At 50.1% G+C, this 23,645-nt stretch carries 24 protein-coding genes and 1 pseudogene; 6 read left to right on the top strand and 19 right to left on the bottom strand.

The genetic code is table 11. The annotated features are described in order from the left end of the window. Positions 1-2: 2 nt before the first annotated feature. The 16 genes from lpdA to C504_RS0113470 form a co-directional block, all read right to left on the bottom strand. Positions 3-1,412, bottom strand: a complete 1,410-nt coding sequence (gene lpdA, locus C504_RS0113545; RefSeq protein ID WP_018689900.1) for a dihydrolipoyl dehydrogenase — start codon at positions 1,410-1,412, stop codon at positions 3-5. Positions 1,413-1,439: 27 nt separating this feature from the next. Then, positions 1,440-1,946, bottom strand: a complete 507-nt coding sequence (locus C504_RS0113540) for a hypothetical protein (RefSeq protein ID WP_018689899.1) — start codon at positions 1,944-1,946, stop codon at positions 1,440-1,442. A gap of 9 nt (positions 1,947-1,955) precedes the next feature. Further along, entirely contained in the window at positions 1,956-3,167 is a 1,212-nt protein-coding gene (gene odhB / locus C504_RS0113535; protein WP_018689898.1) for a 2-oxoglutarate dehydrogenase complex dihydrolipoyllysine-residue succinyltransferase, read from the bottom strand. Positions 3,168-3,204: 37 nt separating this feature from the next. Beyond that, the gene (locus C504_RS0113530; RefSeq protein ID WP_018689897.1) at positions 3,205-6,195 is read right to left on the bottom strand and encodes a 2-oxoglutarate dehydrogenase E1 component; all 2,991 of its coding nucleotides are present in this window, start codon (positions 6,193-6,195) and stop codon (positions 3,205-3,207) included. Between the two features lie 114 nt (positions 6,196-6,309). Then, complete coding sequence (gene sucD, locus C504_RS0113525) at positions 6,310-7,230, bottom strand: succinate--CoA ligase subunit alpha (RefSeq protein ID WP_018689896.1); 921 nt, start codon at positions 7,228-7,230, stop codon at positions 6,310-6,312. Then, a complete protein-coding gene (locus tag C504_RS0113520) occupies positions 7,230-7,433 on the bottom strand; it encodes a hypothetical protein (RefSeq protein WP_018689895.1) in 204 nt (67 codons plus the stop codon). The genes sucD and C504_RS0113520 overlap by 1 nt, the downstream gene beginning before the upstream one ends. A 4-nt stretch (positions 7,434-7,437) precedes the next feature. Continuing rightward, complete coding sequence (gene sucC, locus C504_RS0113515) at positions 7,438-8,631, bottom strand: ADP-forming succinate--CoA ligase subunit beta (protein WP_018689894.1); 1,194 nt, start codon at positions 8,629-8,631, stop codon at positions 7,438-7,440. 65 nt (positions 8,632-8,696) lie between these two features. Then, on the bottom strand, positions 8,697-9,659 hold the full coding sequence (mdh, locus tag C504_RS0113510; protein WP_018689893.1) for a malate dehydrogenase: 963 nt from the start codon (positions 9,657-9,659) through the stop codon (positions 8,697-8,699). A 218-nt stretch (positions 9,660-9,877) separates the two neighbouring features. Next, positions 9,878-10,264, bottom strand: coding sequence for a VOC family protein (locus C504_RS0113505; protein WP_018689892.1), 387 nt, complete (start codon positions 10,262-10,264; stop codon positions 9,878-9,880). Between the two features lie 2 nt (positions 10,265-10,266). Further along, positions 10,267-11,403 carry a cell division protein ZapE gene (zapE, locus tag C504_RS0113500; protein WP_018689891.1) on the bottom strand — a complete coding sequence of 379 codons (1,137 nt, stop codon included), beginning with the start codon at positions 11,401-11,403 and terminating at the stop codon, positions 10,267-10,269. A 79-nt stretch (positions 11,404-11,482) separates the two neighbouring features. Further along, a complete protein-coding gene (locus C504_RS0113495) occupies positions 11,483-12,058 on the bottom strand; it encodes an AprI/Inh family metalloprotease inhibitor (RefSeq protein WP_245555206.1) in 576 nt (191 codons plus the stop codon). A 222-nt stretch (positions 12,059-12,280) separates the two neighbouring features. Further along, positions 12,281-12,724, bottom strand: a complete 444-nt coding sequence (gene rpsP, locus C504_RS0113490) for a 30S ribosomal protein S16 (RefSeq protein WP_018689889.1) — start codon at positions 12,722-12,724, stop codon at positions 12,281-12,283. A gap of 43 nt (positions 12,725-12,767) precedes the next feature. After that, complete coding sequence (gene ffh / locus C504_RS0113485; RefSeq protein ID WP_018689888.1) at positions 12,768-14,324, bottom strand: signal recognition particle protein; 1,557 nt, start codon at positions 14,322-14,324, stop codon at positions 12,768-12,770. Between the two features lie 224 nt (positions 14,325-14,548). After that, on the bottom strand, positions 14,549-15,220 hold the full coding sequence (locus C504_RS0113480) for a class I SAM-dependent methyltransferase (RefSeq protein ID WP_018689887.1): 672 nt from the start codon (positions 15,218-15,220) through the stop codon (positions 14,549-14,551). 33 nt (positions 15,221-15,253) lie between these two features. Continuing rightward, positions 15,254-16,132: an NAD(P)/FAD-dependent oxidoreductase gene (locus C504_RS0113475; RefSeq protein ID WP_018689886.1), complete on the bottom strand. Its 879-nt coding sequence runs from the start codon at positions 16,130-16,132 to the stop codon at positions 15,254-15,256. Further along, positions 16,122-16,580 (bottom strand): Rrf2 family transcriptional regulator, encoded by a 459-nt coding sequence (locus tag C504_RS0113470; RefSeq protein ID WP_026317502.1) that lies wholly within the window; start codon positions 16,578-16,580, stop codon positions 16,122-16,124. The genes C504_RS0113475 and C504_RS0113470 overlap by 11 nt, the downstream gene beginning before the upstream one ends. 167 nt (positions 16,581-16,747) lie before the next feature. Here C504_RS0113470 and C504_RS0113465 point away from each other — a divergent pair, with 167 nt between their 5' ends. After that, positions 16,748-17,338, top strand: coding sequence for a HupE/UreJ family protein (locus C504_RS0113465; protein ID WP_026317501.1), 591 nt, complete (start codon positions 16,748-16,750; stop codon positions 17,336-17,338). Between the two features lie 161 nt (positions 17,339-17,499). After that, positions 17,500-18,303, top strand: coding sequence for a lipid II flippase Amj family protein (locus C504_RS0113460; protein WP_018689882.1), 804 nt, complete (start codon positions 17,500-17,502; stop codon positions 18,301-18,303). 53 nt (positions 18,304-18,356) lie between these two features. On the opposite strand, the gene yghX is transcribed toward C504_RS0113460, so the two are convergent. Together yghX and C504_RS0113450 are read right to left on the bottom strand one after the other, a co-directional pair. Then, a complete protein-coding gene (gene yghX, locus C504_RS0113455; protein WP_018689881.1) occupies positions 18,357-19,265 on the bottom strand; it encodes a YghX family hydrolase in 909 nt (302 codons plus the stop codon). A gap of 101 nt (positions 19,266-19,366) precedes the next feature. Beyond that, positions 19,367-20,014: a carbonic anhydrase gene (locus C504_RS0113450; RefSeq protein WP_018689880.1), complete on the bottom strand. Its 648-nt coding sequence runs from the start codon at positions 20,012-20,014 to the stop codon at positions 19,367-19,369. A 168-nt stretch (positions 20,015-20,182) separates the two neighbouring features. Here C504_RS0113450 and C504_RS18575 point away from each other — a divergent pair, with 168 nt between their 5' ends. Both C504_RS18575 and dapF read left to right on the top strand, forming a co-directional pair. After that, on the top strand, positions 20,183-20,344 hold the full coding sequence (locus C504_RS18575) for a DUF1328 domain-containing protein (protein ID WP_018689879.1): 162 nt from the start codon (positions 20,183-20,185) through the stop codon (positions 20,342-20,344). A 75-nt stretch (positions 20,345-20,419) separates the two neighbouring features. After that, positions 20,420-21,298 (top strand): diaminopimelate epimerase, encoded by an 879-nt coding sequence (gene dapF, locus C504_RS0113440; RefSeq protein ID WP_018689878.1) that lies wholly within the window; start codon positions 20,420-20,422, stop codon positions 21,296-21,298. On the opposite strand, the gene C504_RS0113435 is transcribed toward dapF, so the two are convergent. Then, on the bottom strand, positions 21,299-21,937 hold the full coding sequence (locus C504_RS0113435; protein ID WP_018689877.1) for an SH3 domain-containing protein: 639 nt from the start codon (positions 21,935-21,937) through the stop codon (positions 21,299-21,301). Positions 21,938-22,086: 149 nt separating this feature from the next. Between C504_RS0113435 and mtaB the strand changes: the two genes are divergently transcribed. Together mtaB and C504_RS18970 are read left to right on the top strand one after the other, a co-directional pair. Beyond that, positions 22,087-23,379, top strand: coding sequence for a tRNA (N(6)-L-threonylcarbamoyladenosine(37)-C(2))-methylthiotransferase MtaB (gene mtaB, locus C504_RS0113430; protein WP_018689876.1), 1,293 nt, complete (start codon positions 22,087-22,089; stop codon positions 23,377-23,379). Between the two features lie 11 nt (positions 23,380-23,390). Further along, positions 23,391-23,645, top strand: a pseudogene (locus C504_RS18970) (signal recognition particle-docking protein FtsY); the annotation flags it as partial.

Genomic DNA, 23,645 nt, shown 5'->3' with positions numbered 1-23,645 from the left:
CCTTACATATGGATCGGTTTGCCAAATGCAGTTGCTAATGCAGCTTCGCGTACAGCTTCACTCATTGTTGGGTGCGCATGGCATGTACGTGCCAAATCTTCTGACGAACCGCCAAACTCCATCAAGACAGCGGCCTCATGAATAAGTTCGCCAGCGCCTTTGCCGATAATATGAACACCAAGAACACGGTCGGTTTTCTTATCGGCGATAATTTTCACAAAACCTTCCGTTGCCAGCATTGCGCGGGCGCGGCCATTGGCAGTGAACGGGAATTTGCCTGAAGTAAATTCAACGCCTGCAGCCTTTAGCTCTTCTTCGGTTTTACCAACTGAGGCAACTTCGGGCTGAGTGTAGACAACAGATGGAATGACATCAAAATTCACATGGCCTTTTTGGCCAGCCATAATTTCAGCAACGGCCATGCCTTCATCTTCAGCCTTATGCGCAAGCATCGGGCCAACAACAACATCGCCAATCGCGTAAATGCCATCGACATTTGTTTTCCAATGACCATCAATCGCCACGCGGCCGCGATCATCAAGCTTAACGCCTGCTTCTTCGAGCCCGAGATTTTCGGTGTACGGTTTGCGCCCTGTTGCAACCAGCACGATGTCAGCTTTTAGCGTTTCAGCATCGCCGCCTTTAGCCGGTTCAAATGTTACTTCTGCGCCTGATTTAGCTTTCGTAACGCCGGTCACTTTCGCGCCCATTTTGAAATTCATGCCCTGCTTTTCAAGCATCTTCTGGAACTGCTTGGAAACGCTCTTATCCATGCCAGCCAAAATCGTGTCGAGATATTCAACAACCGTGACATTAGCGCCAAGGCGCTGCCATACAGAACCAAGCTCAAGACCGATCACACCGCCGCCAACAACGACGAGGTTCGCAGGCACTTTTGTCAGATCAAGTGCACCTGTTGAAGAGACGATCGTCTTCTCATCAAACGCAACGTCAACGCCCGGAATACCCGCAACGTCAGAACCAGTAGCGATCACAATGTTCTTTGTCTCAAGGCTTTGGTCCTTGCCATCATCGCCTGTGACAACAACTTTGCCAGCGCCTGCAATTTTGCCGGTGCCAGTAAAGACATCAACCTTGTTCTTTTTCATCAAAAAGCCAACGCCATCAACATTGGCCTTAACCGTCGCATCCTTATGCGCCAGCATGTTTTTCAGATTGAGTTTTGGTGCACCAACATCAACGCCAAGCGCTGCCATTGAATGACCCGCTTCATGAAAAACTTCAGAAGCATGCAGCATCGCTTTGGATGGAATACAGCCAATGTTCAGACATGTGCCGCCAAGCGTCGCACGTTTTTCAACGATTGCGACTTTAAGCCCAAGCTGCGCTGCTTTGATTGCACAAACATATCCGCCAGGGCCGGAGCCGATTACTACCACATCATATGACATATCAAATTCCTTTCGCGCCTCTGCGCCTTATTCCATACAGCCCGAAAGCTGAAAAATTTCTGCGGGACGTTTCGGCCCACTTATTTCTTTCCAAGCCGGGTGCATCCACACATCGGCGGTAAAATTCGGTAAAACGATAGTTTCAGCGGCAGGCTTGCCCGCCGCCGGCAACTCACCAATCAGCCCTGCATTATCAGCGCCATAAACAACACTTTGATAGATCGTACATTCATCAAGATCATCGAGCGGAATATCACCATCGGGACAGCCATAGCGCACAATCATTTCAGCTTGTCCAAGCCCATGCGTTTTCTCAACGAAAGCATCCAGAATAATCGGTGTTTCTTGATCATCATTGGCTTGCAGCAAAAGTCCAATCTGATGAAATCCCATTTCGGCATTACTATTGCCGCTGAACTCCAAAAGATTACCATTGTCAGCTTCATAAACCGCCAGTTCTTGCGGACACGCAGCGTGGGTAATGGATGGCAGCACTGCCACCCACAAACCAACCATGCCTGCAAGAAGTCTCATGACCGCTCCTTAAAGATCAAGCACCAGACGTTCTGGGTCTTCCAAGCTTTCTTTAACGCGCACAAGGAATGTCACGGCATCTTTGCCGTCCACAATGCGGTGGTCATAAGAAAGCGCCAGATACATCATTGGACGAATAACAACTTCGCCGTTCACAGCCACTGGACGTTCTTGAATTTTGTGCATGCCCAAAATACCGGACTGCGGTGCGTTCAAAATCGGCGATGACATCAGCGAGCCATAAACGCCGCCATTGGAAATCGTGAATGTACCGCCTTGCATATCAGCCATAGAAAGCTGGCCATCGCGTGCGGCTCTACCAAGACGTCCAATTTCTTTTTCAACATCGGCAATGCCCATTGCGTCCGCATCGCGAACAACTGGCACAACAAGACCCTTCTCTGTGCCAACCGCAACACCGATATGACAGAAGTGCTTGTAGATAAGATCAGTGCCATCAATCTCAGCATTAACCGCTGGAATTTCCTGCAATGCATGACAAACAGCTTTCGTGAAGAAGCCCATAAAGCCGAGCTTCACACCGTGTTTTTTCTCGAAAAGATCTTTGTACTTTTTGCGCATTTCCATAACGGCAGTCATGTCGACTTCGTTATAAGTAGTCAGCATGGCCGCTGTATTCTGCGCGTCTTTCAAGCGTCGCGCGATTGTCTGGCGAAGGCGTGTCATTTTTACGCGCTCTTCACGCGATGCATCATCGCCCGATGCTGCGCGTGCAGCCTTCGGTGCAGCCGGTGCTTCTGGCACACGGTTTAATGCTTCAAGCACATCGCCTTTTAGCACCTGACCGCGCTTGCCTGACCCATCAACATCATCTTTCGAGATGTTGTTTTCGTCCAACAATTTTGCCGCAGATGGTGCTGCAGGCATATCGCCAGATTTTGTCTCAGACGTGGATTTTGCAGGTTCAGATTTTGCTGGCGCTTCTTCTTTTTTGTCTTCTTTTGGTGCTGCAGCCTTACCATCACCAGCTTCCATCATGCCAAGTAGAGCGTCCACTTCAACAGTGTCACCTTCTTGCGCAGTGATTTCGCTCAACGTGCCAGCAGACGGTGCAGGCACTTCCAGCGTTACTTTGTCAGTTTCAAGCTCAACCAATGTTTCGCCATCGCTAAATGCTTCGCCAACTTTTTTGAACCATTTGCCAATAGTTGCTTCTGAAACGGATTCACCAAGGGTTGGTACGCGAATTTCTGTGGCCATTATTCTATCTCTCTTAAATTAAAATAAGTTGGTCAGCTTACTCAGATAAAGCATCATCAAGGAAAGCCGCGAGCTGCGCTTTATGCGTGGACATCAAGCCTGTTGCCGTAGAAGCCGCCGCAGCGCGGCCCGTATAGCGAATGCGCTGATGCTTGGCATTAATATGCGCCAACACCCATTCCAAATACGGATCAATGAACGACCAAGCGCCCATGTTTTTCGGCTCTTCCTGACACCAAACCATTTCTGCATTTTTAAAGCGTGACAATTCATTGATCAGCGCTTTGGCAGGGAATGGATAAAGCTGCTCGATACGAAGCAAATACACATCGTTAATACCGCGTGCTGTGCGTTCTTCTTCAAGGTCGTAATAAACCTTACCCGTACAAAGAACGACACGGCGGATTTTGCTGTCTGTGACCAATTTGATCTCATGGTCTTTGCGATATTCCGCATCATCCCATAGCAGACGGTGGAATGCACTTTCACCGGACATTTCTGCCAAAGTTGATGTCGCCTTTTTATGGCGCAGCAATGATTTTGGCGTCATCAAAATGAGCGGCTTACGGAAGTTACGCTTCATCTGACGGCGCAGAATGTGGAAATAGTTCGACGGCGTTGTACAGTTCGCCACCTGCATATTATCTTCCGCACACATTTGAAGGAAACGCTCCAAACGTGCTGATGAGTGTTCTGGGCCTTGGCCTTCATAGCCATGCGGCAACAAGCAAACCAAACCGCACATACGCAGCCATTTACGCTCACCCGATGAGATGAACTGGTCAAAGATAACCTGCGCGCCATTGGCAAAATCGCCAAACTGCGCTTCCCAAAGTGTTAGCCCGTTTGGTTCAGCCAATGCATAGCCATATTCAAAACCAAGCACCGCTTCTTCCGACAACATCGAGTTGATGACTTCATAGCGCGCTTGACCCGCTTTGATATTGTTCAAAGGCGTATAGCGCGTTTCGTCTTGCTGGTCGTAGAGAACCGAATGGCGCTGCGAGAATGTACCGCGCTCACAATCCTGACCGGAAAGACGCACGCCATAACCTTCAAGCGCAAGTGAGCCAAAGGCCAGAGCTTCGCCCATCGCCCAATCGATACCTTCACCAGTATCAACCATTTTCGCACGGTTATCCATGAAGCGTTGAATGGTTTTATGAACCTTCAAATCATCCGGAACCGTCGAGAGCTTTTTGCCGATCTCTTTTAGCGTTTTCATTGCCACAGCGGTTTTACCAACACGGCGCTCGTCTTCATTGCTCGCACGTGCCAGCCCAGACCATGCACCGTCCAGCCAATCGGCCTTGTTTGGCTTATATTCGTCGCCCGCCTGAAACTCTTGTTCCAAATGGTCACGCCATTCAGCTTTCTGCTGATCGACTTCATCCTTGGTCATAACACCATCGGCGGCCAATTTATCAGCGTACAGAGAAACAGTCGTGTTGTGGCTGCGAATGTTCTTATACATCAGCGGCTGTGTGAACGACGGCTCATCGCCTTCATTGTGACCAAAGCGGCGGTAACAGAACATGTCGATGACAACCGGCTTATGGAACTTCATACGGAATTCAATCGCAATCTTGGCCGCAAAAACCACCGCTTCAGGATCGTCGCCATTCACATGGAAAATCGGCGCTTCGATCATTTTCGCAACGTCAGATGGATAAGGCGATGAACGCGAGAAATACGGGTTCGTCGTAAAGCCAATCTGGTTGTTGACGATGAAGTGGATTGTACCACCAACGCGGTGTCCGCGAAGCGCAGATAGGCCAAGACATTCAGGCACAACACCCTGTCCAGCAAACGCCGCATCGCCGTGCAATAGCAATGGCAATACTTTAACGCGCTCGACAAGCGGCACAATTTCAGCGCGGTGCGATCCACCAGCAAGCTGGTCCTGCTTGGCACGGGCTTTACCCATAACAACAGGGTTGACGATCTCAAGGTGAGATGGGTTTGCTGTCAAAGACAAATGGACAGAATTACCGTCAAATTCACGGTCAGAAGATGCGCCGAGGTGATATTTCACATCGCCTGAACCTTCCACATCATCCGTCATAAACGAGCCGCCTTTGAACTCGTTAAACAAAGCGCGGTGCGGTTTGCCCATCACCTGTGTCAGCACGTTCAAGCGGCCACGGTGCGGCATGCCCAAAACAATATCTTGCAGCCCAAGCTGGCCGCCGCGTTTGATAATCTGCTCAAGCGCTGGGATCAGCGATTCACCGCCATCAAGACCGAAGCGTTTTGTGCCTTTATAACGCACATCCAAAAACTGCTCGAAGCCTTCTGACTCGATAAGCTTCTGCATGATCGCTTTTTTACCCTCATCGGTAAAATCAGCGCCCTTGCCTGGCCCTTCAATGCGTTCCTGCAACCAGAGTTTTTCCTCTGGATTCGAAATATGCATAAACTCAACGGCCATCGTGCCGCAGTAAGTGCGCTTACAAATATCAACGATTTCGCGCACTGTCGCATATTCAAGACCAAGCACATTATCGATGAAGATTTTGCGGTCATAATCAGCTTCTTTGAAGCCGTATGACGCAGGGTGCAGTTCTTGATAATCTTCGCGTGTGCCAGCAATGCCGAGCGGGTCAAGATTAGCATGCAAATGACCACGCATACGGTAGGCACGGATCATCATGATCGCGCGCACAGAATCGCGTGTTGCCTGCAAGACATCAACATCAGACAATTTGCCCGGCGCAACCGCTGCCTTGTCTTTAATCTTTTTCTCAATCTGGGCTTCAACAGCGCCCCAATTGCCATCAAGCGCAGATGTCAGTTCGCCATTGGCATCAATTGGCCAATTATCACGTTCCCAAGATGCGCCCTGCGCGTTCTTACGAATGTCTTCCGGCGCATCCTTCAAATCCTTGAAGAATTCCTTCCAGTCATCAGACACCGATGACGGATCGTCCTGATATTGCGCATATAGCTCTTCAATATAGTGGGCATTGCCACCATACAAAAATGAGGTCAGCGCCATTATGTCGTTTTGATTATCGGTGCGTGCCATTTCGATCGCCTTGCTTTCAGGATCTTCCGCAAATTTGTATTAAGGGTTTCCCCTCAGGTTCCCTTTCCCCCGAATTGTGGCGGGGGAAAGTCATTTTGGTTCACTATTGCGAACTTAACCCTTCAAAACACTTACAAGTGTTTCGCCAAGTTTTGCCGGTGATGGTGAAACGCGAATACCCGCAGCTTCCATCGCCTTGATTTTGTCTTCCGCGCCGCCTTTACCGCCGGAAATCACGGCACCAGCATGGCCCATTGTGCGGCCTGGAGGTGCTGTGCGTCCTGCAATAAAGCCAACCATTGGTTTTGAACGGCCTTTTTTGGCCTGCTCTTGAAGCCATTCGCAGGCTTCTTCTTCCGCAGAACCGCCAATTTCACCAATCATGATGATTGATTCTGTTTCAGGATCATCAAGGAACAGATCAAGCATATCGATGAATTCTGTGCCTTTAACCGGATCGCCGCCGATACCAACAGCCGTAGACTGGCCAAGACCTTCATTGGTTGTTTGGAACACGGCTTCATATGTCAAAGTGCCTGAACGGCTCAAAATGCCAACAGAACCTTTTTTGAAAATGTTGCCCGGCATAATGCCGATTTTACATTCGTCTGGTGTCATAACGCCTGGGCAGTTCGGGCCGATAAGACGTGATTTAGATTTATCGAGCTTGGCTTTAACCTCAACCATATCCATCACCGGAATACCTTCAGTGATACAGATGATCAGTGGAATTTTCGCATCGATCGCTTCAATGATCGCAGCGCCCGCACCTGCTGGTGGAACATAAATCACAGAAGCATTGGCTTTCGTTGCTTTTTTAGCTTCCGCAACGCTTGCGAAAATCGGCAATTCAGTGCCGGCAGCTTCGCCAGCGCCCTCGCCTGCAGTCCACGTTTCGCCGCCTTTTTTCGGGTGAATACCCGCGACCATTTTTGTGCCGAAATAGGCAAGCGCTTGTTCCGTGTGGAATGTACCGGTTTTACCGGTCAGACCTTGGACAAGAATTTTCGTATTTTTGTCGATTAGAATGGACATTAGTGTCGGTCCTTTAATAACTGTTTGATCTCACGAAGTTCGGCAATCATTTCACGGTTCGTATCCGCTATTTCTTGGTTCACCGAGTTCACTTCATGAACATGTTTTTGATAATGACGGTTCGTCGCACGTAAGAAAAGAAACAGTCCCCCGAACAGGACAGCAAAAGGAAGCAATGTTCCGATCAGGGGGCCAGCTTCCATCCAATTAGCCTTTAATCGCTTTCACGATTTTCTGAGCCGCATCATCAAGGTCATCAGCTGCGATCACATCAACATCAGAATCGTTGATGATCTGCTTGCCTTTTTCAACATTCGTGCCCTCAAGGCGCACAACGAGCGGCACTTTAAGACCAACATCTTTAACCGCCTGAACAACACCTTCCGCGATCACATCACATTTCATGATGCCGCCGAAAATATTGACGAGAATGCCTTTGACCTTCGGGTCAGCCGTGATGATTTTAAACGCTGCGGTCACTTTTTCAGTTGTCGCGCCGCCGCCCACATCAAGAAAGTTCGCTGGCTCTTCGCCATATTGCTTGATGATGTCCATCGTTGCCATTGCAAGACCAGCACCGTTCACCATGCAGCCGATATTGCCGTCGAGAGCAACATAGGCAAGATCGTGCTTAGACGCTTCGATCTCTTTGTCGTCTTCTTCGCTCAAATCGCGCAGCGCCATAATGTCTTCATGGCGGAACAATGCGTTACCATCAAAAGAAACCTTCGCATCAAGAACGCGCAAACGGCCGTCTTTCATGACGATCAGCGGGTTCACTTCAAGCAAAGACATGTCTTTTTCAGTGAAAGCTTTGTAGAGGATCGGGAAAAGTTCCAACCCGTCTTTAGCGGCCTCTTTAGTCAGCTTCAAAGCACGGTTGATTTTTCTAGAATCCGCATCGGTCATGCCTTTAAGCGGATCGATTGGCAGTGTGAAGATTTTCTCAGGTGTCTCTTCAGCAACCGCCTCAATGTCCATGCCGCCTTCTGTGGAAACCACAAATGCCGGACGACCAACTGTGCGGTCGATCAGGATAGAAAGGTACAATTCGCGTTCAATGTCCGCACCATCTTCAATGTAAAGACGGTTTACTTGCTTGCCCTCAGGGCCAGTCTGTTTTGTGACCAGCGTATTGCCGAGCATATCTTTGACGTGTTGAACAACTTCTTCAACAGAACGCGCAAGACGAACACCGCCTGCAGCTTCCTCGCCAAGTTCTTTGAATTTGCCTTTACCGCGGCCACCGGCGTGGATTTGGCTTTTAACCACATAAAGCGGTCCAGGCATTTTCTTTGCCCATTCTTCAGCTTGTTCAGCTGAATAAATTGCAACGCCGCCAGCAATTGGTGCGCCGTAAGAATGTAGAAGGCGCTTTGCCTGATATTCGTGAATGTTCATGTTTGAACGTCCTGTCTTTCAATAAGAATAGAGAAAAAGCAGGCCGATTGGCCCGCTTCCAAATTTTATTTAAGGCTTGGCGCGATGTTTTCACATGCTTCACAAAGACCCGCGACGCTCTCAACCGAATTGTCGAACATTTTCTGCTCAGCTTTGTTCAGGTCGATCTCGATGATCCGCTCAACGCCGCCAGCACCGATAACGGTTGGCACGCCAACATACATGTCTTTAACGCCGTATTGGCCAGACAAATGCGCAGCACATGGCAGAACGCGTTTTTTGTCTTTCAAATAGGCTTCAGCCATCATCACAGCAGACGCTGCCGGTGCATAATAAGCAGAACCTGTTTTAAGAAGGCCAACAATTTCGCCGCCGCCTGAGCGTGTGCGCTGAACGATCTCATCGATACGTTCTTTTGTTGTCCAACCCATTTTAATCAGGTCAGGAATATTGATGCCTGCAACCGTTGAATAACGTGTGAGCGGCACCATTGTGTCGCCGTGGCCACCAAGAACGAATGTGTTGATGTCTTCAACAGACACATTGAATTCTTCTGAAAGGAAATAGGTAAAGCGCGCTGAGTCCAAAACACCCGCCATGCCACAAACTTTGTTTTTCGGCAGACCAGAGAATTTTTGCAAAGCCCAAACCATCGCGTCGAGCGGGTTGGTGATACAAATCACAAAAGCGTCCGGTGCATATTTTTTGATGCCTGCGCCAACCTGCTCCATAACTTTCAAGTTAATGCCAAGAAGGTCATCGCGGCTCATGCCCGGCTTGCGCGGAACACCAGCTGTTACGATACAAACATCAGCGCCTTTGATGGCTTCGTAATCATTGGCGCCAGTGAATTTTGTGTCGAACCCGTCCACAGGTGAGGATTCGGCAATATCAAGGCCTTTGCCCTGAGGAATGCCTTCAGTAATGTCGAAAAGAACAACATCGCCGAGTTCTTTCAGGCCGATCATGTGGGCCAATGTGCCACCGATCATACCGGAGCCGATGAGTGCAATTTTATTGCGTGCCATAATGATAGTTTTCCATATCGCTTGTGGTTATCAAGGTGCGAAAAGAGGCACTGGCAAAGCTAGGCACTCTCCCGCAGTCCTAGTGTTGGTGACTCGCATTGAATAAAAAATCAACCGAAAAGTGAGAAAGCAATATTTTCAATCGTTTAGATATTGCGGGAATTACGTAAACGTCAATCAAAACAACAATTGAGACATTCAAATCAGTTGGCAAATGATCAAATCGGTTGGATTAAATCCCACAGATTTCCAAATGGGTCGCTAAAAACAACAACATGCCCATAAGATTCGCGGCGCGGCTCTTCCGTAAAGGTAACGCCCGCATTTCTCATGGCCTCATAGCGACTTATAAAGTCATCTGTTTGAAGAAAAAATGACACACGCCCACCATTTTGATTTCCAACAGCAGCAATTTGTGACGGCCCCTCAGCCTGCGCGATAACCAGTGCTGTTTGTGCGCCCTTAGGCGCAATCTTAACCCAGCGCTTTGTATCGCTGAGTTTCGTGTCTTCAAGCAGGTCAAAACCCAGCACGCCGACATAAAATTCAATCGCCTGATCATAGTCTGGAACGGTCAATGTGACCGCAGATATAAAGGAGTCCATGTTCAACCCTCCATCCAATTGTCGGATCGCATCTCGATCAGCCGCGATGCGGTGCGGTCGAACTCAAATCCTTCGGTGCCGGATTTCGAATTATAAAGCTCAGTCGGTTCAGCCTCAGCAGACATCACCAGCTTGGTATGGGTATCATACAGCGTATCTATCAAAGTAATAAAGCGTTTCGCCTCGTTGCGCGTGGTCATATCCATAATCGGCACATGATCAACAAACAGCGTGTGATAGGCACGAGCAATCGTCATATAATCGCGCGCACCAAGCGGCTTGGCGCATAGATCCTCAAATGTGAACCGTGCAGCGCCAAGGCCCGCTTGCGGCACCTTTACCTTGCGCCCTTTAACCTCAAGCGTCATCGACCTTGGTTCAGGACCAGCAATTGATTGCCATAGATCGTCCATACCAGCGTCAGACACCGCATTGATCGGCGAAAAATAGCGCTCTGACAAAGCCAGCTTTGACAGGCGGTAATCTTGATCCGCATCAAGGCTCGTCACATCGGTATGGCGTTTTAGAATATCAATAAACGGCGTAAACAGGCTGCGGTTCAAGCCGTCCTTGTAAAGACTATCCGGCACCACATTAGAGGTCGCAACCAGCACGACATTTTGCTCAAACAAGGCTGTAAAAAGCCGCGATAAAATCATCGCATCGGCAATGTCTGTCACCGAAAACTCGTCAAAACAAAGCACCTTGGTTTCTGACGCTATATCATGCGCAACCGGCACAATAGGGTCGGTATCTTTAACCGTTCCGGCTTTCACCTTATCGCGGTAAAGGCCAATGCGGTCATGCACATCGGCCATAAAATCATTGAAATGAGCGCGTCTTTTCTTTTTTTCAGGGCATGCTTGAAAAAAGAAATCCATCAACATGGTTTTACCACGGCCCACCGAGCCGTGAATATAAAGCCCGCGAACAACGTTCTTCTTCGGTGCTCTTTTAGCAAATAGCCAGCCGAGCGAAGAGGACGAAACGGCCAAACGCGCAGAACCAATGCGCGCGTTCAGATCATCAAGCTTATCGGCTAAATCATGCTGCGCGGCATCATCCATGATGACACCATCGGCAACAAGTTCGTTGTAACGCGCACGAACTGAATCGCCCGGCAAGATACGTTCAGGCATGGCTCAGCGTCCAATATGTTCTAAAGCAAATGCAGGAAAAATGGGCACCGATTTTCCGTTCAAAATTGCGTAAAAACAATTAGCGTGAAAGGCTAATGGCGCTGCCGCCGCTCGTTTGCCCGTCATACCGAGTTGCACCGGATTGGAACAATGTCGCAACCTGATTGCCATTGGTATCACTCAACACGACTTTGTTGCCAGACACATTCCACGCCGAAACGGCAGCCGCATCGCCCGGGCAACCGCGTGAAGCTGCGCGGAAACCGCCCGTCCACTTGGTCAAAGCCATAAACATCTGGCAGTTAGAGCCGCCGGTAGAAACTTTCCACGCACCAACCAATGCTTCTTTTGTAACAGGCGCATTGGTTGTAACATTTTGAATGCTGGACGGGTTTTCCAAATTGGCCACATCTGTTCCATTTGGATTGGATGCATTTTCAGGCGCAGTCGGGAAATTGCCATTTGGCTGCTGAGCGTTTGGCTGCACAGGCGGCGGCAATTGATTGCTTGTCACTGTACCGGCAGGCGCAGGTGTCAGCGGTGCAGGCTGCGATTGTGTTTGCAAAGCGCCTATACGCGAACTCTGGCAACCAGCCAGTGCAACACCTGCAACCAGTAAAACCGTGATCGGCTTAATGGATGAAATCCCCATCATATAACTCCAAATTGGCAATAAAATTACCTGTCCCGATTCAACTACATACCGTCATAAAATGGCGAAACAAGGAAATTCGCAATAAATGTTTCTCAAATAAACGGTCATCGGCGCGAAATTGCGCGCTTCATGCGCTTAATGTGCAACGCTTACGTTAATGAATAGACAACAAAAAAACGGGGCATCGCTGCCCCGTTTGTCATAACCGTAATATACGGAAACTTATTCTTCTGTCGCTGCAGCTTCTTCTGCAGGCGCTTCTTCAGCTGGAGCAGCCGCAGCTTCAGCAGCTGCTGCTTTTGCCGCTTCTTCAGCTTCTTTTTTATCAAGCTCTTTTTGCTCTTTTTCAGCAATACGCTCTTGAGCAGCTTTACCAGGCTTACCTTTGTTCGGGTTGTTGCGCTCATCGCGTGTCGCAAGACCAGCAGCAGCCATAAAGCGCAAAACGCGGTCTGTAGGCACGGCGCCGTTTTCTACCCAGTACTTGATACGCTCTTCGTTCAGCTCAACACGAACCGCATCGCCATCTTTTGGCAACATTGGGTCCCATTTACCAACACGCTCGATGAAGCGGCCGTCGCGTGGCGCGCGAACGTCAGCAATAACAATGTGGTAGTAAGGACGCTTTTTTGAACCAGCGCGTGCAAGACGAATTTTAGTAGCCATTTTAGTTTTCCTTATTTGTATTCTTTAAAGTGTGATTGTTTCGTTATTTCTTTTTAGGCAGGCCCGGCAAACCGCCGCCGCCTAAACCAGGTAATTTCGGACCGCCAAGGCCCGGCAGTTTCGGCATGCCGCCGCCGCCAAGACCCATTTGCTCGGCCTGCTTTTGCAGATTTTCGATTTCTTTCGGGCTCATGCTAGACAGATCAGGCATACCAGCGCCCATACCGCCCGGCATTCCGCCGCCCATGCCCATTTTGCCAGCAAGACCGCCCATCATCTTGCCCATCATGCCGCCGCCTTTTTTGCCCTTCATGGATTTCATCATGTCGGCCATCTGGCGGTGCATTTTCAAAAGCTTGTTGATTTCAGCAGCGTTCGTGCCAGAACCAGCGGCAATACGCTTCTTGCGGCTATGTTTTAAGATATCAGGGCGCGCGCGCTCATGCTTGGTCATAGAACCAATGATCGCAAGCTGACGGTTAAAGATGCTGTCATCCATTCCGGCCGCAGCCATCTGGTCTTTCATCTTGCCCATGCCCGGCATCATTCCCATGATACCGCCCATGCCGCCCATTTTCTTCATCTGATGCAATTGATCCGCAAGATCGTTCATATCGAACTTGCCTTCCTGCATCTTCTTGGCCATTTGGGCCGCTTTTTCTTGGTCGATATTTTCGGCGGCTTTTTCAACCAGCGAAACAATATCGCCCATACCCAAAATACGGTCGGCAATACGCTTGGGATGGAATTCTTCCATCTCGTCCATGCGTTCGCCCGTACCAATCAGCTTGATTGGTTTGCCCGTAACAGCACGCATAGAAAGAGCAGCACCGCCGCGTCCATCGCCGTCCATACGGGTAAGCACAAGGCCAGTAATGCCCACACGCTCGTCAAAGCTTTTGGCAAGATTAACAGCGTCCTGACCCGTCAACGAGTCAGCAACAAGCAGAATTTCGTGCGGGTCCGCATGTTTGCGAATATCCGCCATCTCGATCATCAGCGGCTCGTCAATATGCGTGCGGCCTGCCGTGTCGAGGATAACAACATCGTAGCCGCCAAGCTTACCAGCTTGCACCGCACGTTTTGCGATATCAGAAGGCGACTGGCCCTCAATGATCGGCAGGGTAACCACGTCCACCTGTTCACCAAGCTGGCGAAGCTGCTCTTGGGCCGCTGGACGGCGCGTATCGAGCGAGGCCATCAAGACCTTTTTCTTATCGCGGCCTGTTAAGCGCTTAGCAATTTTTGCAGAGGTCGTTGTTTTACCAGAACCCTGCAAGCCCACCATCATAATGACAACAGGCGACGGCGCGTTAAGGTCGATTGTCTCGCCTTCGCTGCCGAGCATTTCAACCAGCTCGTCATGCACGATCTTGACGACCATCTGGCCCGGTTTAACGGACTTGACGACATCAACGCCAACGGCTTTTTCGCGCACGCGATCGGTAAAATCACGCACCACTTCCAGCGCAACATCCGCTTCGATCAGCGCACGGCGAATCTCGCGCAGCGCCGCTGCCACATCCTTGTCGGAAAGTGCGCCGCGGCCTGTGAGGCCAGAAAAGATCGAACCTAAACGGTCCTGAAGTGATTCAAACATATTTGTTCCTGCTCTTCATTTCACACCATGTGAAACCAAGATAAGCATTCAGCTAATTTGTTAAACCCCCGCGCACATAGCCAAAAAGCACCCGAGGGCGCATCGCGCTGTCGGGTGTTGACCTCCGGCATCATAAAGATTTTACGCACCGGTCAGTGGCTCGGCGTTTAAAAATATCGCTGAACAGCCGCGCTTATGACCAAGAAGTGCGCCAGAGTCAAGACTCACACCTTACGGCACACCCACCCCTTAAAGGTGAATGCAGCATAAAACATGTCGATGTCCTCAAATCCCGCATCGCGTAAAACGGCTTCATCTTCTTTGGGCGACAGGACGGGCAGTTTTCTCTTCATCATCCCGATTTGTTGCAACCCAATGGGCGATGCGCCTTTTGCATTGGTAAAGGCCGAATAACGCGAAAGCCATTTATCTGTTTCTGCTAACGGAAAACTATGGTGCATCACCACCAAAGGCGCGCCGCGCTTTAAACGTTTTGCCATTTGCGTCACAGTTCTGCGCCGCTCTGCTTCCGGCAAAAAATGCAAAGTCAGCAGACACGCTGCTCCATCATAAGGGCCATCGGGCGCATCATCGATATAACCTTCATGAAAGCGAACACGCGCAGCTAAACTGCCCAGCGTATGATTTGCCTGATTGAGCATCACGTCCGACGGGTCAACACCGTCAAACTGCCAATCTGGCTGCAATTGCGCAAAAGCTTTTAGTTCAAGCCCGCCGCCTGCACCCAGCACAAGAACACGCCCATTTGTCGGCACATGTTCAGCCAGCAAAAGTCCTGCCATAAGGTGCATATCCCCCAAGCCAGGAATTTGTTTACTCACCCGACCAGCATAATCTGCCTCGTGAGCGCCGGACAGCGCAGGATGATCCGTCATCAAACCAACCTTTTTGCTCAACTCATTTTAAGGCTAAACAAGCGAACGGTGCACCATCACGCCTGCCATGGCCCCATCGCCAACAGCAAGTGAAACCGAATGGGGAATACGCGCCGTATCACCGCAGGCAAAAATGCCAGCGACAGAAGTTTCTTTCGTCTCATTGGTTTGTATCTGAATACCCATCATTGTTTCTTCCAGCGCACATCCAGCATCCTCAGCAAGCGGCGTTGATGGCGAACAGCGCGACGCTGTAAACATGCCGGCAAAACTCAAAACGCGCCCATCGGTAAGGTGCACATCTGCCACGCCTGTAATTTTATCAATCGGCGTTTCTTCAATCACAGCGCCCATGTCTTCTAAAGAGCGCCTTGCAGTAGCATCAAGCGTAAAAGCCCCGTTAACGAGCAGCGTGACTTGACCCCACTCCGTCAGTAATTCGGCTTGGTGTGTCGACATTTCTCCGGTCGCAATCACACCGATTTGGCCTTCCTCAAGTTCATAGCCATGGCAGTAAGGGCAATGAAAAACAGATTGCCCCCAACGCTCTGCCAAACCATCAATGGGCGGCAATTCATCGGCAACGCCCGTTGCCAGTAAAATGCGGCGCCCGCGATAATTTTCGCCCGCTTTCGTTAAAACAGAGAACTGATCTTTCTCACCTGAAATTGCGACAGCCACATCTTCAACGAAAGTCGCCGTTGGATATGCTTCAACTTCATCGCGTGCGGTGCGTGCAATCACAGCAGGCTCGACACCATCTTGTCCAAGAAAGCCATGTGAGTGGCTGGCAAAACGGTTGCGTCGCTGTCCTGCATCAATAATCAGCACCGATTTACGTGCCCGCACAAGCTGCAAAGCCGCAGCCAAGCCAGCATAGCTACCGCCAATGATGATGACATCATGATTCATTTTCTAGTTCCTTTTGTTGGTGCCACTGCGCATGACGGCGCGCAAAATCCCTCGCCAAATCTGCCAGCGTAATTTCTCCAAAACGCTTCAACAGAAGGGCTTCGGCTTCTATAAATGTGTCTTCAAGCGCGGCATTGACCGCCTGCTCGACAAGGCACTGCGAATCCTCATTAGAGTTTCCGATGGCAAAAATCGCAGGCTCACCCAGCGTCTCATGCAATTGGCGCAGCGTAACAGAAGACAAATCCACAGCGATGCGCCAACCACCCGCATGGCCGCGCTCAGAAGTGACAATTTCAGCATCGCGCAAAAGCCCCATCGTTCGGCGCACGACAACGGGATTGGTGCTCAAACATTGCGCAAGCGCATCAGAGGTCATTGGTTCATCATGCTCTGCCATGTGGAGAAGCGCATGCAAAACGGCGGAAAGGCGGCTGTTCTTTTTCATGTAACATTCATTGTTACGATTCGCGATAAATGTCAACACACGGCAAGTGACAACGCCTCACATCAGCAAAAATTCGTTTCGAACTTTCGCAAGTTCAAAAAATGTGAAATACCTAAACAGCACGACCCATTCTGGGGTGCTTGAACGACTTAAACAAAGGTTCTGATATGAAGAAAATACTTATTTGCCTACCGTTAATGCTCTTAACCGCAACACCCGCCTTCGCTCATTTAAATCCCAATGAGCATGGGTCATTTGCTGCTGGTTTTTCACACCCCCTATTTGGCACGGACCATATTCTTGTCATGATTGCTGTTGGCCTTTGGGCTTGGCAAATTGGTCAAAGAGCGCTTTGGATTGTGCCAAGCGCCTTTGTTGGCACGATGATTTTCGGCTTTGTTCTGGCTCTAACAGGCATGCAATTGCCTTTCGTTGAGCCTGCTATTCTGGCATCCGTCGTCGCATTGGGTTTATTGGTGGCAATGGCCGTCAAAGTTCCTGTTTATCTTAGCGCTGCTATCGTCGGCATTTTTGCCCTGTTTCATGGTTTTGCCCATGGCGGTGAAATCGGATTGGCAACGCAGGCCAGTTACGCTGCCGGATTTGCCATTGCCACAGCTATTCTACATGGCTTCGGCATCGCAATTGGCTACGGTCTCAATGCTGCTTTTAAAGACAACACACGCATTGCAGTAATCATCACGCGCGTGCTTGGCGGCCTGACATTCGTCGCCGGAATCGGCCTTATGACGGCTTAAAAATCGCCTTCATGAGCGGGCTTTAATCAAAGATCCGCTCATGACAAAATTGGTAAAGCCATATTGGCCACGACTAAACGTTCGAATTTCAGTATCATTCCGCATTGCCGCACTTTATAGAGCGCAAGGCCCTATACAGGCACCAGCGAGGATAGATTTTCGTGGACGTTCAGCTTCTAGCCATTCTCTTTCTCACCTTCATCATCCACCTGATCGGCACGCTCGCCTATGGGTTTCGGATCGCAGGCGTTCGCAGTCGCCAAATTGCCATAGCGTTTTCGATTTTCAATGTGATGGTGCTCGTGTCGCGGATTTCCAATTCGTTCCAAGGCCCATTGCTGGCAAAGCGCGTTGAAAACACAATCAACGCCCACGCGGTGCATAATCTGCTGAATGATTTCATGCTCATCTTGCTGGCTGCATCCGCTGCCACCATCATCGGCGGCCTGCTTATTCCCACCGTACAGCGCTTTGGCAGTGTTGCGGTTGAAAGCTTCCGCAAAAACCGCTCCATGCCTGCCTTAATTATAAGGCTGGCAACACCGCGCGGCATTTCAGCAATCACATCCTCTGTTGCGCTACCGCGCTGGCAAAACATTACCCAATTGTCGATCAAAAGTGAGTTTCCAGCAAAGATCATCATCTTAAACGTGCTTGCCACCGCGCTTTGGACGGTGGGCGTATTAGCGTCGATCTATGCAGGCTATCTGGAGCCAGAATTTCGCGTCACCGCAAGCAGCCTATCGGCCGTTATCAACGGGCTGGCGACAATCATGATGTTTATTCTGATCGACCCCTATCTGGCCGGTCTGACCGATGATGTTGCAGGCGGAAAAGTCAGCGAGAATTACTACCGGAAATTCATCATATGGATGGTTTTAAGCAGACTTGCAGGCACGATACTCGCGCAATTGCTGCTCGTACCGTCTGCGCAATTAATCGCTTGGCTTGGCCGGATAATTTGAACTTTATAACCCGCCCAAATACAGGGGCGGGTTATCACGGCCCAAAAGGCAGCTTAACTTAGTTTTTCATTGAAAAACGCAACCGTGCGGTCTTCGGCCAGCTTTGCCGCCGCCGCGTCATAGCGCGGGGTCGTATCATTATGGAAACCGTGATTCACATCAGGATACATATGAGCGACAAAATCAACGCCCGCTTCTTTTAGCGCTGCTTCATAGGCAGCTGCACCTTCATTGATACGCTCATCAAGTGCCGCATTTTGGATCATCATCGCTGCCTTGATGTCTTTTACATCTTCGCTTGCGGGTTGCCGTCCATAAAACGGCACACCTGCTGCAAGTTCTGGATAAGCAACGGCAATCGCATTGACCACACCGCCGCCATAGCAAAAGCCAACAGCGCCAACTTTGCCCGTTGAATCTTCACGCGCCAACAAATGCTCAAATCCGGCAAAGAAGTCATTCATCAGTTTGGTGCCATCGACCTTCTGTTGCAGCTCGCGTCCGGCATCATCGCTGCCCGGATAACCGCCAACAGATGTCAAACCATCCGGTGCAAGCGCCATAAAGCCAGCTTTGGCAAAGCGCCGCGCCACATCTTCAATATAAGGATTCAAACCGCGATTTTCATGGATTACCAAAATGGCAGGCAATTTACCTGTCGCATTTGCGGGCTTGCACAAATAGCCGTTCACATCGCCATTGCCGTTCGGCGAATTATAGGTCAGGCGTTCGGTGGTAATCGACGCATCATCAGCGGGCACTTGTTGCGCCAGCGCATAATTGGGCGATAATTGATTAAGCAGAACCGCGGCCGTTACACCGCCAATGGCAAATTTTCCTGCACGGTCCAAAAACTCGCGCTTGGTCATTTTGCCATGCGCGTAATAATCATAAAGATCGAGCAGTTCCTGCGGGAAATCTTTTGCCGTCTTGCGGTTTTTTATCGGTGACATCTCGTTCATTGGGCGCTCTCCATATGTGAAGACCCATTACAGATACACACCCGCCTTTTCGGCAAGTAACAATTTCGTACATTGCCAAATTGTAATATTAGAAATGCCGATTATTCCGCTTGGGGATTATCTTCGCGTTTAAAATCGCCCGTATCATTCATGGTCCACAATTCGCCGGTAGAAATATCAAACCACGCACCATGCAGTGTCAGCTTGCCTTTACCATGAAGAATATTCACGCAAGGAAACGTCTTTAAATTCTCAATTGAGTTGCGAATAGAAATTCGCTCCAGCGCCGTCTGGCGCTCCGCGCCTGTCATATAGGCATTGGCACCCACAGCTTCAGCAGCAGGCGCAAGAAGGCTCACCCATTTGCCGATAAAATCACCTGGCGATAGCGGCTCCATATCCGGCGTTAGAGCAGCAGAAATACCGCCGCAGCGCCCATGCCCCATCACCACAATATGTTTTACCCGAAGACTTTGCACCGCAAACTCAAGCGCAGCAGATGTCGAGTGAAACTCACCATCTGGCGTATAGGGCGGCACGAGATTGGCAACATTGCGCACCACGAACATTTCGCCCGGATCAGCGCAAAAAATCGTTTCTGGCGCCGCGCGGCTATCACAGCACGCAATCACCATTGTTTCAGGCTTTTGGCCTTTTTCTGCAAGCTCACGTGCAAGTTCACGCTGTTCCGGCAGTCTGCCGTTCGCAAAATTTTGATAACCGTCGAGGAGGTGTTTGGGAAATGTCATGGCTTTCAAATATAACGGCGCGAAAATTTTGGCAATAGTCTCTGACAGTTCATCTCAAAACCCTGACTAAGCCCAAGTTTTCCCAGTTTATAGGAGCAAAAAAGACCTCAGGGAACTCAATTCAAGAATGTGCGTTAAATAAGGCAATTACAATACAAGGATGAAACTATGATTAAATGGATTCTTATACTCCTCGTCGCAGCCGCAGTTCTTGGTCTCTTGGGATTTAGCCGCTTGTCCGGCGCTGCACTTAGTGGCGCGAAACTATTAATTGGTATTGTGCTTATTCTGTTCTTGCTCATGCTTTTCGGCATACTCGTCATCGCTTAGCAGACAAAAGAAAACACTTTAAATTTAACAAGCGTTCGCTCATATAAGTGTAAATATCACTGAGCGGACGCAATCATGGCACTTGACGTTAATTTTGCGAAAATGAACGGATTGGGCAACAGGATCATTGTTGCCGATATGCGCGGACGTGCGGACAAAATTATCCCGCAAGCAGCCATTGAGCTTAACGCGCAAAGCGACACTGGTTTCGATCAGATCATGGCCATTCATGACCCTAAATCTGAGGGTACCGATGCCTATGTGATGATCCTCAACAATGATGGTTCAGAAGCAGAAGCTTGCGGCAATGGAACCCGCTGCGTCGTATCCGCGCTCAGCGCCGAAACCGGAAAAAACCATTTCACCTTCGAAACACTTGGCGGCATTTTAACCGCTGACGAAAGCGAAGACGGTATGGTTTCGGTTGATATGGGCCGCCCGCGTTTTCGCTGGGACCAGATCCCGCTGGAAGAAGAGTTCGGTGACACGACCGGCATTGAGCTACAAATCGGCCCGATTGATGCACCGGTTTTGCACACGCCATCGGTTGCCAATATGGGCAATCCCCATGCGATTTTTTGGGTTAAAAAAGATGTCTGGTCTTATGATTTGGACAGATTCGGGCCCTTGCTCGAAAACCATCCGATTTTTCCCCAGCGCGCCAATATTTCTATCGCGCAGGTGCAAAGCGATGATCACATTATCATCCGCACATGGGAACGCGGTGTTGGCTTAACGCAGGCCTGCGGCTCTGCAGCTTGTGCAACAGCTGTTAGTGCTGCGCGCAAAAAGCTAACGGGCCGCGATGTTAAAATCACGGTGCCGGGCGGGGATCTATTTATAGAATGGCGCGACGATAGCCATGTCATCATGACAGGCCCAACCGAGTGGGAATTTGCCGGCAAGCTTGATGCCCAAACCGGCAAATGGATGCGCCTTGTCGAAGAGGTGTAATTACTGAACGTCGCCGCATTCAGCAGCAACACCCTCAATCATCTGGCCTTCACTGCACAAAGTGCCGCCCCACGCATAACCGCGCAGGCCTTCGCTATATTCGATTTGAAACCACGGATAGCCTTGATGAGGCTGACCCTCATTGCGCAAAATCGCAATCGGCTCTTTAAGCGGCAGTTTATCAAGCCGTTTTGCATCCACATTTGGGCCATCACGCACAATTGTTTCTAGCGCCATGCCGCCAACCCAGCCCTTATCGCCTGCACCCTCTATATTGGATGCCACCTTCGTGGATTTGCACTCAAAGCTCTCATCGGTGCTGATAATTTGAACATTTGACTGCAAACCGCTTGCATCGGATGCTTTGAAAAAGCGGATATGTTTGCCCGTATAAAGCGCACCCTCACCGCTCGCCGCCTCTAAATTAAGATAATCATCATCGCCAGCCGGATACGCCGATACAGCATAGCGTTCATCATCAATGACATAGATAAAATCACCAACACCGCCCGTATCAGGCGCAAGCTGCGCCGTTGCTGCGCTTGCCCCTTTACATTCAAAAGCAGGTTGCGGTGATGCTAGTGCTCCAAATGAAAACACAGAACTCAGACAGATCATGGAAATCTTCATTAAACGCATTATATTCCCCTCAAATTAGTCCCAAAACATCATGGCAATAAACAACAAGGGCTTGCAAGCAGGCACGCCGATTTGCATATCACGGCCATGACTGGCATTGGGCACCCAAGTGCTTCATAAAGCCAATGCAATTTTAAACCGCGAAACGCATGACAATTAAGACACTCACATTTGGCTGCCGCCTAAACGCCTATGAAGGCGAAGTGGTAAAGCGCGAGGCAGAAGCCGCAGGTCTGGGCCAGCTTGAAGGCGGCGCAGTGATCATCAATACTTGCGCGGTTACCGGCGAAGCCGTGCGCCAAGCCAAGCAATCCATTCGCCGCGCCCGCCGTGAACAGCCAAACGCCCGCATCATCGTTACGGGCTGCGCCGCGCAAATCAATCCTGATGATTTTGGCGCGATGGATGAAGTTGATCTGGTGATCGGCAATGAGGACAAGCTCAAAGCCTCATCCTACCGCGCCTTGCCCGAATTCGGCGTCAATCAGTTCGAAAAAGTCCGCGTCAACGATATCTTTGAGGTGACACAAAACGCACCCCATATGGTCGATTCGATTGAAGGGCGCACCCGTGCTTTTGTTCAGGTGCAAAATGGCTGCGATCACCGCTGCACATTCTGCATCATTCCCTATGGCCGTGGCCAATCGCGTTCCGTGCCCATTGGCGGCATTATTGATCAGGTTAAACGGCTAGCAGATAATGGCTATTCGGAAATTGTCTTAACCGGAGTTGACCTCACAAGCTTTGGACCGGACCTGCCCGGCAAACCATCGCTCGGCGTTCTGGTGCAAAAAATTCTGACGCAAGTACCATCGCTTGAGCGTCTGCGCCTCTCATCGATTGATTCCATTGAAGCCGATGAAGCATTATTTGACGCCATCGCATCCGAGCAGCGCTTGATGCCGCACTTCCATCTGTCGCTGCAACATGGCGATGACATGATCTTAAAGCGCATGAAGCGCCGCCATCTGCGCGATCATTCCATCGAATTTTGCCAGACCGTGCGCGATCTGCGCCCTGATGCTTCATTTGGTGCAGACATCATTGCGGGCTTTCCAACCGAAACCGAAGCAATGTTTGAAAACGCATTATCGATCATTGATGATTGCGGCCTTGCGCGGGTTCACGCCTTTCCATTCTCGCCGCGAGAAGGAACACCCGCTGCCAAAATGCCCCAGCTTGACCGCGCCCTAATCAAAGACCGTGCCGCGCGCCTTCGCGCAAAAGCTGCAAGCGCTTGGCAACAACATTTAAAGAAATTTGATGGCACGGTGCAAACAGTACTGTTTGAGAAAGACGGCATCGGGCGCACTCAAGATTTCACCCCCGTTTTTGTTGACGGTTCTGTGGCCCGCGCTGGTGCAATTTGTGCGGTTCAGGTATTAAACAATGATGGTGAGCGCCTTATCGGGCGTCATGCAGCGCCTGTCGCCGCGCAATAGGAATTTTATAAATGGCATTCGGGTTTATCAAAAAGGTATTTTCTTTTGGCAAAAAGGCGGTTGAGGAACAACCAGCCGAAGTGCCTGAAGAAGAAACACAGCCAGATGACACGGCACCGGAAGCTGAAACGATAGACGCGGCCGCCAAAGCCATTAAAACCGAACAAATCGCAGAGCCAGAGCCAGAGCCAGAGCCAGAGCCAGAGCCAGAGCCAGAGCCAGAGCCAGAGCCAGAGCCAGAGCCAGAGCCAGAGCCAGAGCCAGAG

The sequence above is a fragment of the Ahrensia kielensis DSM 5890 genome, assembly GCF_000374465.1.
Taxonomy (GTDB): domain Bacteria; phylum Pseudomonadota; class Alphaproteobacteria; order Rhizobiales; family Rhizobiaceae; genus Ahrensia; species Ahrensia kielensis.
Note: the sequence above shows the minus strand (reverse complement) of the source record. Positions and strands in the feature narration are given on the sequence as shown.

What these genes read in the sequence shown, in the direction of transcription:
- lpdA (WP_018689900.1), bottom strand. Translation starts at nt 1,412, where the DNA reads ATGTCATATGATGTGGTAGTAATCGGCTCCGGCCCTGGCGGATATGTT.
- C504_RS0113540 (WP_018689899.1), bottom strand. Translation starts at nt 1,946, where the DNA reads ATGAGACTTCTTGCAGGCATGGTTGGTTTGTGGGTGGCAGTGCTGCCA.
- odhB (WP_018689898.1), bottom strand. Translation starts at nt 3,167, where the DNA reads ATGGCCACAGAAATTCGCGTACCAACCCTTGGTGAATCCGTTTCAGAA.
- C504_RS0113530 (WP_018689897.1), bottom strand. Translation starts at nt 6,195, where the DNA reads ATGGCACGCACCGATAATCAAAACGACATAATGGCGCTGACCTCATTT.
- sucD (WP_018689896.1), bottom strand. Translation starts at nt 7,230, where the DNA reads ATGTCCATTCTAATCGACAAAAATACGAAAATTCTTGTCCAAGGTCTG.
- C504_RS0113520 (WP_018689895.1), bottom strand. Translation starts at nt 7,433, where the DNA reads ATGGAAGCTGGCCCCCTGATCGGAACATTGCTTCCTTTTGCTGTCCTG.
- sucC (WP_018689894.1), bottom strand. Translation starts at nt 8,631, where the DNA reads ATGAACATTCACGAATATCAGGCAAAGCGCCTTCTACATTCTTACGGC.
- mdh (WP_018689893.1), bottom strand. Translation starts at nt 9,659, where the DNA reads ATGGCACGCAATAAAATTGCACTCATCGGCTCCGGTATGATCGGTGGC.
- C504_RS0113505 (WP_018689892.1), bottom strand. Translation starts at nt 10,264, where the DNA reads ATGGACTCCTTTATATCTGCGGTCACATTGACCGTTCCAGACTATGAT.
- zapE (WP_018689891.1), bottom strand. Translation starts at nt 11,403, where the DNA reads ATGCCTGAACGTATCTTGCCGGGCGATTCAGTTCGTGCGCGTTACAAC.
- C504_RS0113495 (WP_245555206.1), bottom strand. Translation starts at nt 12,058, where the DNA reads ATGATGGGGATTTCATCCATTAAGCCGATCACGGTTTTACTGGTTGCA.
- rpsP (WP_018689889.1), bottom strand. Translation starts at nt 12,724, where the DNA reads ATGGCTACTAAAATTCGTCTTGCACGCGCTGGTTCAAAAAAGCGTCCT.
- ffh (WP_018689888.1), bottom strand. Translation starts at nt 14,324, where the DNA reads ATGTTTGAATCACTTCAGGACCGTTTAGGTTCGATCTTTTCTGGCCTC.
- C504_RS0113480 (WP_018689887.1), bottom strand. Translation starts at nt 15,220, where the DNA reads ATGACGGATCATCCTGCGCTGTCCGGCGCTCACGAGGCAGATTATGCT.
- C504_RS0113475 (WP_018689886.1), bottom strand. Translation starts at nt 16,132, where the DNA reads ATGAATCATGATGTCATCATCATTGGCGGTAGCTATGCTGGCTTGGCT.
- C504_RS0113470 (WP_026317502.1), bottom strand. Translation starts at nt 16,580, where the DNA reads ATGAAAAAGAACAGCCGCCTTTCCGCCGTTTTGCATGCGCTTCTCCAC.
- C504_RS0113465 (WP_026317501.1), top strand. Translation starts at nt 16,748, where the DNA reads ATGAAGAAAATACTTATTTGCCTACCGTTAATGCTCTTAACCGCAACA.
- yghX (WP_018689881.1), bottom strand. Translation starts at nt 19,265, where the DNA reads ATGAACGAGATGTCACCGATAAAAAACCGCAAGACGGCAAAAGATTTC.
- C504_RS0113450 (WP_018689880.1), bottom strand. Translation starts at nt 20,014, where the DNA reads ATGACATTTCCCAAACACCTCCTCGACGGTTATCAAAATTTTGCGAAC.
- C504_RS18575 (WP_018689879.1), top strand. Translation starts at nt 20,183, where the DNA reads ATGATTAAATGGATTCTTATACTCCTCGTCGCAGCCGCAGTTCTTGGT.
- dapF (WP_018689878.1), top strand. Translation starts at nt 20,420, where the DNA reads ATGGCACTTGACGTTAATTTTGCGAAAATGAACGGATTGGGCAACAGG.
- C504_RS0113435 (WP_018689877.1), bottom strand. Translation starts at nt 21,937, where the DNA reads ATGCGTTTAATGAAGATTTCCATGATCTGTCTGAGTTCTGTGTTTTCA.
- mtaB (WP_018689876.1), top strand. Translation starts at nt 22,087, where the DNA reads ATGACAATTAAGACACTCACATTTGGCTGCCGCCTAAACGCCTATGAA.